9 protein-coding genes are annotated in these 10870 nt (G+C 71.1%); 1 reads left to right on the forward strand and 8 read right to left on the reverse strand.

Features of this window, described 5'->3' with window-relative positions:
* Nucleotides 1-8: 8 nt before the first annotated feature.
* The 6 genes from HW837_RS43390 to HW837_RS43415 form a co-directional block, all read right to left on the reverse strand.
* Entirely contained in the window at nucleotides 9-1451 is a 1443-nt protein-coding gene (locus HW837_RS43390) for an amino acid permease (RefSeq protein ID WP_045555763.1), read from the reverse strand.
* A complete protein-coding gene (locus HW837_RS43395) occupies nucleotides 1448-2179 on the reverse strand; it encodes a FadR/GntR family transcriptional regulator (RefSeq protein WP_078853289.1) in 732 nt (243 codons plus the stop codon). The genes HW837_RS43390 and HW837_RS43395 overlap by 4 nt, the downstream gene beginning before the upstream one ends.
* A 150-nt stretch (nucleotides 2180-2329) precedes the next feature.
* The gene (locus tag HW837_RS43400) at nucleotides 2330-3163 is read right to left on the reverse strand and encodes an undecaprenyl-diphosphate phosphatase (protein ID WP_093788963.1); all 834 of its coding nucleotides are present in this window, start codon (nucleotides 3161-3163) and stop codon (nucleotides 2330-2332) included.
* Nucleotides 3164-3291: 128 nt separating this feature from the next.
* On the reverse strand, nucleotides 3292-3666 hold the full coding sequence (gene crcB / locus HW837_RS43405) for a fluoride efflux transporter CrcB (RefSeq protein ID WP_045555766.1): 375 nt from the start codon (nucleotides 3664-3666) through the stop codon (nucleotides 3292-3294).
* Nucleotides 3663-4247, reverse strand: a complete 585-nt coding sequence (crcB, locus tag HW837_RS43410) for a fluoride efflux transporter CrcB (RefSeq protein WP_045555767.1) — start codon at nucleotides 4245-4247, stop codon at nucleotides 3663-3665. The genes crcB (HW837_RS43405) and crcB (HW837_RS43410) overlap by 4 nt, the downstream gene beginning before the upstream one ends.
* Before the next feature lie 622 nt (nucleotides 4248-4869).
* Nucleotides 4870-5865: an SMP-30/gluconolactonase/LRE family protein gene (locus HW837_RS43415; protein ID WP_045555768.1), complete on the reverse strand. Its 996-nt coding sequence runs from the start codon at nucleotides 5863-5865 to the stop codon at nucleotides 4870-4872.
* A gap of 114 nt (nucleotides 5866-5979) precedes the next feature.
* On the opposite strand from HW837_RS43415, the gene HW837_RS43420 reads away from it, so the two are divergent.
* Entirely contained in the window at nucleotides 5980-6804 is an 825-nt protein-coding gene (locus tag HW837_RS43420; RefSeq protein WP_045555769.1) for an ATP-grasp domain-containing protein, read from the forward strand.
* A gap of 122 nt (nucleotides 6805-6926) precedes the next feature.
* On the opposite strand, the gene HW837_RS43425 is transcribed toward HW837_RS43420, so the two are convergent.
* Together HW837_RS43425 and HW837_RS43430 are read right to left on the reverse strand one after the other, a co-directional pair.
* Nucleotides 6927-8495 (reverse strand): glycoside hydrolase family 53 protein, encoded by a 1569-nt coding sequence (locus HW837_RS43425; protein WP_193382012.1) that lies wholly within the window; start codon nucleotides 8493-8495, stop codon nucleotides 6927-6929.
* A gap of 215 nt (nucleotides 8496-8710) precedes the next feature.
* The gene (locus HW837_RS43430) at nucleotides 8711-10732 is read right to left on the reverse strand and encodes a beta-galactosidase (RefSeq protein WP_045555771.1); all 2022 of its coding nucleotides are present in this window, start codon (nucleotides 10730-10732) and stop codon (nucleotides 8711-8713) included.
* Nucleotides 10733-10870 lie beyond the last annotated feature (138 nt).

Raw genomic sequence — 10870 nt, forward strand, 5'->3', positions numbered from 1 at the left:
TGCCTGATTCACGCATCCACTCCGGTCGACTTCCGGGCGACCCGGCCGCGTATGCCGAACCAGCCCGCCACGAGCGCGCCCACGATCAGCGGGACGCACAGCACCGTCGTGCGGCCGGCGCCGCCGTCGGCGTACATGAGGACCAGGACGGACGCGAGGAAGAAGAGCGTCACGAGTTCGGTCCAGGGGGAGCCCGGGAGCCGGTAGCTCGGCCGGGTCAGTTCGCCCTTCTGGGTCTTCTGCCAGAAGAGCAGGTGACAGATCATGATCATGCCCCAGGTGGCGATGATGCCGATCGCGGCGAAGTTGAGCACGATCTCGAACGCCTCGGCGGGCACGACGAAGTTGAGGCCGACGCCCAGCACGCAGACGCCGCTGGTGAGCAGGATGCCGCCGTACGGGACCTGGCTGCGGCTCATCACACCGGTGAACTTCGGGGCGGAGCCGGCCATCGCCATCGAGCGCAGGATGCGGCCGGTGGAGTACAGCCCCGAGTTGAGGGAGGACATCGCGGCGGTGAGGACGACCAGGTTCATGATGCCGCCGGCCGCGGGCACGCCGATGTTGGAGAGCACGGTCACGAAGGGGCTCTCGCCGGCCTTGTACGAGGACCAGGGCAGCAGCATGGAGAGCAGGACGACGGAACCGACGTAGAAGAGGCCGACTCGCCACATGATCGAGTTGATCGCCTTCGGCATGATCTTCTCGGGGTTCTCGGTCTCACCGGCGGCGACGCCGACCAGCTCGACGGAGGCGTAGGCGAAGACGACACCCTGGATGATCAGCAGCATCGGCAGGACACCGCTGGGGAAGAGGCCGCCGTTGTCGGTGATCAGGGCCGGGCCGGGGGTGTGCCCGTCCACCGGCTGCTGGGTGACGAGCAGCCAGATGCCGATGCACATGAAGAGGACGAGCGCGCCGACCTTGATGATCGCGAACCAGAACTCCAGCTCGCCGAACATCCTCACCGAGATCAGGTTCACGGTCAGGACCACCGCGAGCGCGATCAGCGCGATCACCCACTGCGGCACGTCGGAGAACATGCCCCAGTAGTGGGTGTAGACGGCGACGGCCGTGATGTCGGCGATGCCGGTGGTGGCCCAGTTCAGGAAGTACATCCAGCCGGCCGTGTACGCGCCCTTCTCACCGAGGAACTCCCGGGCGTAGGACACGAAGGCACCGGAGGAGGGCCGGTACAGGACCAGTTCACCGAGGGCCCGGACGACGAGGAACGCGAAGACACCACAGAGGGCGTACGCGATGAACAGGGAGGGGCCGGCGTCGGCCAGTCGGCCGCCGGCGCCGAGGAAGAGGCCGGTGCCGATGGCGCCGCCGATGGCGATCATGTTGACGTGCCGGGCCTTGAGGGACTTGCTGTAGCCCTCGTCGCCCGCGTCGACATGCGGTGCGGCCGGTGTGCGCGTCTCTTCTTCGAGGTGCTGCTCGCTCACGCCTCGGGTCCGCCTTCCGTGGAACTGTCCGTGCGCGGGGAACGCACGATGTCGGTGAGGGTGGTCTCGACGCGGTCGAGGTGGTGGGACATGGCCTCCACCGCGTCGTGTTCGGAACCGTCGATCAGCGCCTCGACGATGGCCCGGTGCTCCCGGTTGGACTGCTCGCGCCGGCCGCCCAGTTCGTTGAGGAAGGCCGACTGACGCGCCAGTGCGTCCCGGATCTCCTCGATCACCCGGCGGAACACCGGGTTCTGGGCGGCCTCCGCCACGGCCAGGTGGAAGAGGGTGTCCATCGCGACCCAGGCGGTGGTGTCGGTCTCCCGCTCCATCCGGTCCAGGAGGTGCGCCAGGTGGTCCAGGTTCTCCGGGGTGCGGCGGAGCGCCGCGTACCCGGCGACCGGGATCTCCACGTGCCGGCGGACTTCCAGCAGGTCGCTGGCCGCGTAGTCGCCGAAGGTGGGGTCCTCGACGGCGTTCGCGATCACGAAGGTGCCCTTGCCGGTGCGGGACTGGGTCAGCCCCATCACCTGGAGCGCGCGCAGCGCCTCGCGCAGGACCGGACGGCTCACTTCGAGCTGCCGGCAGAGTTCCGCCTCCGAGGGAAGCTTGTCCCCGATGGCGTACTTGCCGCGCTCGATGGCGTCGCGGAGGTGGGTGAGCACCGCTTCCATGGCGCTGACGCGCCGGGGTGCCGAGCCACCTGTCTGGCTGTCTGACAGGTTCACGGGGTGATCCTGCGGGTGACCGGAGGGGGCTGTCAAGGGGGCCGGTATTCGATCTTCCAGGTCACGGGCGGTGGCGGAGAGGCCGTCCGGCGGACCACGGCCGTCGCGCGACGGTACGCCTCCGGCCGTGACCGGCCACGTCAGAGCACGTCAGCTGAGGCCACCGGCAGCGAGCAGCCCGAACAGCAGCACGCCCACCACGATGCGGTACGACACGAACACCTGGAAGGAGTGCCTGGTCACGAACTTCAGCAGCCAGGCGACCGAGACGTACGCGACCGCGAACGACACGGTGGTGCCGGCGATCAGCGGGGCCGCGCCCACCCCCGCGCCGAGGGCGTCCTTCAGCTCGTACAGCCCGGCGCCGGTGAGAGCCGGAATGCCGAGGAAGAAGGAGAGCCGGGTGGCGGCGACCCGGTCGAGGTCGAGCAGCAGCGCGGTGGACATGGTGGCGCCGGAGCGGGAGAACCCGGGGAACAGCAAAGCGAGGATCTGCGAACCGCCGACGAGCATCGCGTCCCGGAACCGGGTCTCCTCCTCCGCGCGCCTGCGCCGGCCCACCTGTTCGGAGACCCACATCACCCCGCTGCCGACGATCAGTGAGCCGGCCACCACCCACAGGGAGGCGAGCGGCCCCTCGATCAGCGACCGGGCGGCCAGCCCCACGACGACGATCGGGATCGTCGCCGCGATCACCCACCACGCGAACCGGTAGTCGCGCTCCTGCCGCTTCCCCGCGTCGAACAGCCCCTGGAACCAGGCCGAGCCGATGCGCGCGATGTCATGGCGGAAATACACGAGCACCGCGGCGATCGCTCCGACCTGGATGACCGCCGAGAACCCGACGACCGCCTTGTCGTCCACCTGGATCCCCATCAGCCCTTCGGTGATCTTCAGATGGCCGGTGGAGGACACCGGCAGGAACTCCGTCACCCCCTCCACCGCTCCGAGGACGACTGCCTGACCGACGCTGATGGTGCTCATGGGGTCCAGTTCTGCTCTGCGAGGGCATGACCGACGGGGGGCATGGCTGAGGAGCGGCCGGCGACGGGGCACGGCGACCGTGATCGCGCCGGGAGAGCAGTCCTACTCCGGCCGGGTAAGGGCCGCGCTCAGGACCAGAGGGCCCGCGCCACCGCCAGCCCCACGTAGACCGCGCCCAGCCCCGCCGTCACGCTCGCGACCGCGTTGACGGCGGCGTGGAAACGGTCGCCGCCGCGGGCCAGGCTCAGGGTCTCGTAGGAGAAGGTCGAGTAGGTGGTGAGCGCTCCGCACAGGCCGGTTCCGAGGAGAAGGTGCAGGTGGGAGCCGACGGCACCGGCTGTCACGGCGCCCGTGAGGAAGCCCAGGACGCAGGAGCCGGCGACGTTCACGGTGAAGGTGCCCCAGGGGAAGCCCATGTCGTGGCGGGACTGGACGGCTCGGTCGGTGAGATAGCGCAGGGGCGCGCCCACCATGCCGCCGACGACGACGAGCAGCCAATTCACGACGACCTCTTACCTTTCTCGGACCTCGGGTCACCTTTCTCGGACCTCGGGGCGGGCCCGGCGCCCGGCCCGGCACCCGGCCCGTGTCGCGCCGTCGCCGTGGCGATCCCGACCGCGAGCCCGACCGCGAGGAGGGCGGCGAGGAGGGTCGCGGCCAGGTAGGCCAGGGCGGTGGCGGGACGGCCCTCCTCGATCAGGCGCTGGATGTCGACGGCGTACGTGGAGAAGGTGGTGAAGCCGCCGAGGACTCCGGTGCCGAGGAAGGGGCGGACCAGGCGATGGGTCGTCCACACCTCGGTGACGGCGACCATGAGGAGACCGATCAGGAAGCAGCCGACCACGTTCACCCAGAACGTGGTCCAGGGGAAACCGCCGGCCCCGACGGGCCAGAGCAGGCCGGCCCCGTACCGGGCTACGGCCCCGATGCCGCCACCGACAGCCACGACGGCGACCACGGGCGCCTGACCGTGCCAGGGGGCGGCCCGGGGCGGGTCGGCGACGGGTGCGTCCGGGGACTCGGGGATCTCGGGTTCCCCGGTGGGTGGCCGCGACGCGGGCCGGTCGGGGTGTGGGGGCGGCATGGGTGTACGTCTCCTACTCGCCGGGGCCCGGGTGTCCGCCGGGCGTGCTCCGTCGCAAGCAGGGACCGTTGTCGGCGCCGTCGCCGCGGTTCGGGTACGGCGGGCCCCACCGCCGCGCCACGACCGTGATCGCGGCTGGCCGCCAGCGTAACGCGCCGACCACCACGACCGCACGAACCCGACACCGGGCCCGGACGCGACGCGTGTGGCCGGGCCTGTGCTCTGCTGGACGGTGGCCGCCCGGCCGTACGCCGCCGCAGGCCCGGCCCGGGTCGGCTCCGGGCAGGTGGCGGGTCGGCGGCGGGTCGGCTCAAACCGGCCTGGGGCGGCCCTCGGTCGCGGCCACGGCCATGACCATCGTCCTGGCCGCCATCTCGCCGTCGCCGTCACCGTCACTGTGGCCATCGCCAACGCTATCGCCGTCACCGCAGTCATCGCCGTCGCCGTGGCTCTCGCCTTGGTCGTCACCGCAGCCATCGCCGTGGCCGTCACCGTCGCCCTGGCTCAGCCGGCCACGGTCATGAACTGCCCCCGACGCCGACCACGCCGTCCCCGGCCCGCCCCACCCTCGCGCCCGGCCCGGCAGCCCGCCTCCCCAGGTCTTCGGCGGCCCTCGCCGGCCTCACTCCTCCTCCCCCACCCCCACTCCCTCGCACACCGCGATCCCCCGTTCCCACAGGCTTCCCAGGATCAGGTGGTCGCCGGTCACGCAGGCGCTCGTGACCATGCGGAAGCGGGAGCGGTGGGTGATGAGGGTGTGGACGACATGGCCCTCGTCGTCGACCGCGAGGGCACCGGCGAACCCGAGGGGCCGGAACGGTGCCCGTACCGCCACCCGGCTCGCGGCGCCGCGCACGGCCGGGCTCGCGCGGTGCAGCCGGTCGAGGGCGCCGATGCGCGGTCCGGCCAGCGCAACCCACATCAACCCGCTCACGGGGTCGCGCCACATGTTGTCGGGCGTCCCCGGCAGGTCCTCGACGAAGGGCTCGCTCGTGCCGGCCCCGGCCCCCGTGAGGTGGACGCGGGTCAGCCGGCGCGCCCCCGTCTCCGCGACCACGAGGAACGACTCGTCGGCGGAGAGCGCGAGACCGTTGGCGAACTGGAGCCCCTCCAGGACGACTTCGGGGGTCCCGGCCCCCGGCGCGAGACGCAGCAGGCGCCCGGTCCCGGTGTGTTCGACGATGTCGCCGATCCACTGGGAGAGGGGGTACCGGCGGCTGGAGACCGTGAAGTAGACCGTCCCGTCGGAGAGCGCCACGACATTGCTGCAGAACCGCAGCCGCTCACCGTCCAGTTCGTCGGCGAGCACCCGCACGGTCCCGTCCCCGGTCGTGACCCGCAGCAGCCCCCGCTCGGCGTCGCACACCAACAGGTCGCCGTCCGGGAGGAGTTCGAGGCCGAGGGGCCTGCCACCGGTCTCGGCGAGCGTCTCGACCCGGGCCCGCCCCGGCTCCGCGAGCCCGTCCACCCGCAGGATCCGGCCGTCCTCGACGCCGGTCAGCACCCGCCCGCGCCCGTCGGCGACGACGTCCTCGGGCCCGCGCCCGCCGATCCCCACGTACGCCAGCGGTTTCCAACCACCGCCGCGTGAGTCCGTCCTGTCCGCCGCGCCCGTCATGTCCGCCTCCCGGTGGGTCCGCCCGATCGTCCGCGCCGGTCCATCCTGGCAGGGGGCCGGGCCGCCCCACCTGTCCTCGGGTTAGGTTGGCCGTCACCGACCAGGGAGACCGCCGTGCCCGCCCGCCCCCAGCTGCTGTACGTCACCGACCTCGCCTATCCGGCCCGGGGGCGGCGCTACTGCGACGAGGACATCCTCCTCACCTCCCGGCTGCGCGCGGAGTTCGACATCGCCCTGTGCCACCCGCTGGACGCGGCGGCCCTGATGGACGGCTTCGACGCGGTCGTGGTCCGCAACAGCGGGCCCGTCCTGCACTACCAGGAGGCCTACGACGCCTTCCGCGAGCGGGCGAGAGCTCTCGGCACCCGTGTCTACAACCCGCTGACCGGCCGCGCGGACATGGTCGGCAAGCAGTATCTGCTGGACCTGACCGGCGCCGGGTACCCGGTCATCCCCACCGTCGACCGCCCCGAGGACCTGGAGCGGCTGCCGGAGTCCGCCTCGTACGCGGTGAAGCCGAAGGCCGGCGCGGACTCCCTGGGCCTGCGCTTCCTGACCGGCCCCGAGCTGGTGGGCCTGACCTGGGGCGACGTCCTCGTCCAGCCGCGCGTCGACTTCCGCTACGAGGTGTCCTTCTACTACGTCGACGACACCTTCCGGTACGCCCTCCACGCGCCCGACCCCGACCGCCGCTGGGTCATGGAACCCTACGAGGCCTCCGAGGCCGACCTGGCCTTCGCCCGGCGCTTCGTCGACTGGAACACCCTCGACCACGGCATCCAGCGCGTGGACGCCTGCCGCACCCGGTCGGGCGATCTCCTCCTGGTGGAGCTGGAGGACCTCAACCCGTACCTCTCCCTGGACAGCGTCCCGGAACAGGTCCGGGACTCCTTCGTCACGGCCATGGCCGGTTCGCTGCACGCGTTCCTCGGCGACTGAACGGCGGAAGGGGCCGCACGTCCGAAACGTACGGCCCCTCGGACGCGCCCTTCAGGGGCGCGGGGAACTGCGCGACCAGCCCCCACCGGCCCGCGCTGTCAAAACGGACCCGTCCGCCGCACTCACCGGTGGCTGAACCACGCAGCCGCCGGAAGCAGCCTGTCGTCGTAGCCGAACAGCGCCTGGTTCTCCCAGCCGTTGCCGGACGCCGCGTCCGTCGGGTCCCAGCCGTTGCCCGCGACCGCGGTCCACGTGGACTCCCAGTAGAAGATCCCGAGGCCACGGCCGTTGGGGACGGCTTCGACGATGCTCGCGATGTCCTTCATCCACCGGGTCTGGCCGGCGGTCGTGGCCGGGTAGCCGGATACCAGCTCGCTCGACAGGTCGATGATGTTCTCGTGCGAGTCCTCGCTGTCGAGGCGGAACGGGTACGCCGTCTCGGCGACGAACACCGGCTTGGCGTAGCGGGTGGCCGCGTCGTCCAGCGTGGTCTGGAAGTCCGCGAGCGTGCCGTGCCAGTAGCCGTAGTACGACAGGCCGATGACGTCGAACTTCACGTTGTTGGCGACCGCGTTGTCGAACCACCAGCGGGTGCCGGACAGGTCACCGCCCTTGGCGAGGTGCAGCGCCACCTGGGTGGAGGAGTTGACCGCCTTGACCGCGTCGTAGCCGGAGTTGAGCAGGCCGGCGAGCTGCGACCAGTTGGAGGTGGAGCCCGCCGACCACAGCATGCCGCCGTTGATCTCGTTGCCGACCTGAACCATGTCGGCCGTGGTGCCCTGGGACTTGAGGGCGTTGAGGACGTCGTAGGTGTGGTTGTAGACGTCCGTCCGCAGCTGGCTGTAGGAGTGGCCGCTCCACGCGGACGGCACGCTCTGGGCGCCCGGGTCGGCCCAGGTGTCCGAGTAGTGGAAGTCGACCAGCAGCTTCATGCCCTGCGCCTTGACGCGCTTGGCGGCGGCGAGCACCCGCGCCTTGTTGTTGTAGCCGTCGGCGGGGTTCACCCAGACCTTGACGCGGGCGTAGTTCTGCCCGGCGCCCTTGAGGATGGCGAGCGGGTCGCCGGTGGTGCCGGAGCTGTTCCTGTAGACGCCGCCCTTGGCCTCGCTCTTGACGAGCGAGGACACGTCGGAGCCCTTGATGGGCACGCCTGTCGTACCGGACGCGAAGGTCAGGTCGTCGACGTTGATCCAGTTCCCGGCGTTCGCGTCGGAGTTGACGCTGATGGTGCACTGGTTGTTGGTCACCGCGATCGAGGTGACGATGCGGATCCAGCCGCTCGCGGAGACCGGGATGTCGGTGCGCTGCTCGGCGCTGCCGCAGTTCTTCAGCGCGAGGTAGGCGGAGTTCTGGCCGCCGCCGGAGCGCACCCACGCGGTGAGCTTGTAGTTCCCGTTGGTCAGGCCGGACAGGTACTGGTACGTCTCGACCTTGTACGCGGAGGACGACCAGTGGGTCAGGCGGTGACTGCCGCCGTGGCCGCCGGACTCGGTGAACGAGGCGGCGTTCTGTCCGCCCGCCGAGTACGTCGACCAGCCGGCCGGTGTCGCGGTCCCGGTGCCGTCGGACTCGAAGCCCCCGTTGGTGAGGGTGGAGGCGGCGTGTGCCGAGCCGGCGGGCACGGTGGTGAGCGCCAGTCCCGCGAACAGCGGTATGAGCAGGGCCCTGAGGGCGCGTCTCGCGTGGAACATCGTCGTCCCTTCGACGAAGGTGGGGAGCCGGGTGGTGCGGTGCTGTGGCGGCGCCACGCCCGAAGGCCGTGGGCGCGGCGCCGCCGGGACCGACCGGATGTCCCCAGAGATCCGGTCGGGGTCGGGGGTGACCCGGGGCCGAGGAGCGGCCCCGGGCGGGGAGCGGCGGCGGTCACCCGTACGGCTCGGTGACGGTCGCCGCCCACATCTGCTGATCAGGCGTCGAGTCGTACGACCCTGACGGCCCCGGCGGGCACGCCCAGGTGGCCCGCCGCCCGTTCGCCGGTCAACAACTCCGTGCCGGCCGTGTCCAGCGGCACCTTCGTGTCGAGCGCGGTGTGGTTGATCGCGAAGAGGAAGTCGCCCGACTCGCCCGCGCGGCGCACCACTTCGACGTCGCGCGCCAGGTCGGCGCGGGGGGCGATGCCCGCGTCGTCGGCGGCCCAGCCGAGGAGCGCGTCGAGGCCGTGCGCGTCGAGGCGGGTCGACACGTACCAGGCGGAGCCCTCGCCGAGCCGGTGCCGGGTGACGGCGGGCCGGTCGGCGGCGAGTCCGTCGGCGTACGTCCACACAGGCTCGGCACCACGTGTCACCACGAACTCGGTCCACACGTCGCCGGTGAGTTCGGAGCCGTCGGGGCCGGTGATGCGGACGCTCTCCCCGCCGAGCAGCGGCGAGAACTCCTCCACGGTCAGGCCCAGTACGTCCCGCAGGGCGCCGGGGTACGGGCCCTCGTGGACGGCGTCGTGCTCGTCGACGATCCCGGAGAAGTAGGAGACGACGAGGGTGCCGCCGTTCTCGACGTACGCCTTGAGGTTGTCCCCCGCGGCTTCGGTCATGAGGTACAGCGCGGGAACGACGACAAGGGGATAGGCCGACAAGTCGGCTTCCGGGTGGGCGAAGTCGACGGTGAGGTGGCGGTCGTAGAGGGCCTCGTAGAAGGCGTCGGCGCGTTCGCGGGCCTCGTGGTCCTCGCTGGGGCGCCAGGCGAGGTTCTGTGCCCACCAGGAGTGCCAGTCCCACAGGACGGCCACGTCGGCGACGGTCCGGCTGCCCCTGATCTGGCTCAGCGAGTCCAGGGACGCGCCCAGTTCGACGACCTCGCGCCACACGCGCGACTCGGTGCCGGCCTGCGGCAGCATCGCCGAGTGGAACTTCTCGGCGCCGCGCCGGGACTGCCGCCACTGGAAGAACATGGCGCCCTCGGAGCCGCGTGCCACATGGGCGAGGGAGTTGCGGGCCATCTGGCCGGGGGCCTTGGCGGGGTTGCGGGCCTGCCAGTTGATGCCCGAGGTGGAGTGCTCAAGGAGCAGCCAGGGGGCGCCGGCGCCGACCGAGCGGGTGAGGTCGGCGGCCATCGCGAGGTTGACGTGGGTGCGGCGGCCGTCGGTGATCAGGTAGTGGTCGTTGGTGACGAGGTCGACCTCGCGTCCCCAGGCCCAGTAGTCCATGGAGTCGCACTGGCTGAGCGCGGTCATGAAGTTGGTGGTGACCGGGATGCCGGGCGCGAGGCGGTGCAGGATGTCCCGCTCGGCGACGAAGTTCTCGCGGACCGTCTCGTCGGCGAACCGCTTGTAGTCGAGGGCCTGCCCGGGGTTACCCACCGTGGGGGTCGTGCGGGGCGGGTTGATCTGGGCGAAGTCGGTGTAGTGCTGGCCCCAGAAGGCGGTGCCCCAGGCCTCGTTGACCGCCGCGATGTCGCCGTACGTCCGCTCCAGCCAGCGGCGGAAGTGCGCGGCGCAGGAGTCGCAGTAGCAGGCGGAGACGGGGACGCCGTACTCGTTGTGGACGTGCCACAGGGCGAGCGCCGGGTGGTCGGCGTAGCGCTCGGCGAGCTTCGTGGTGATGTTCGCGGCGGCGGCCCGGTAGTCGGTGTTGCTGTGGCAGATGGCGCCGCGCGAGCCGAACTCGTAGCGGGTGCCGTCGGCGGCGACGGGCAGGGCCTCGGGGTGCTCGCGGTAGAACCAGACCGGCGGGACGACCGTGGGGGTGCCGAGGTCGACGCGGATGCCGTTCTCGTGGAGCAGGTCGAGCAGGCGGTCGAGCCACGCGAAGTCGTAGACACCTCGTGAGGTCTCCAGCAGGGCCCAGGAGAAGATGCCGACACTCACCATCGTGACGCCGGCCTCGCGCATCAGCCGGACGTCCTCGTGCCAGACGGTTTCCGGCCACTGCTCGGGGTTGTAGTCCCCACCGAAGGCGAGCCTGGTCAGGCCCGTGGGGGTGGTCTCCGGCATGGATCTCTCCCGTTTGGTCGATCATTTGGGAACGTGCACACACAGCGGTGGCGGTGCGAGCCCAACATAACCGCACAGCAACAACCATTGACAAGTGTCCGGGATGTTTCTCTACTGTGAACGCTCACAGATGCACTG

Source organism: Streptomyces caniscabiei (genome assembly GCF_014930365.1).
Classification (GTDB): Bacteria; Actinomycetota; Actinomycetes; order Streptomycetales; family Streptomycetaceae; genus Streptomyces; species Streptomyces caniscabiei.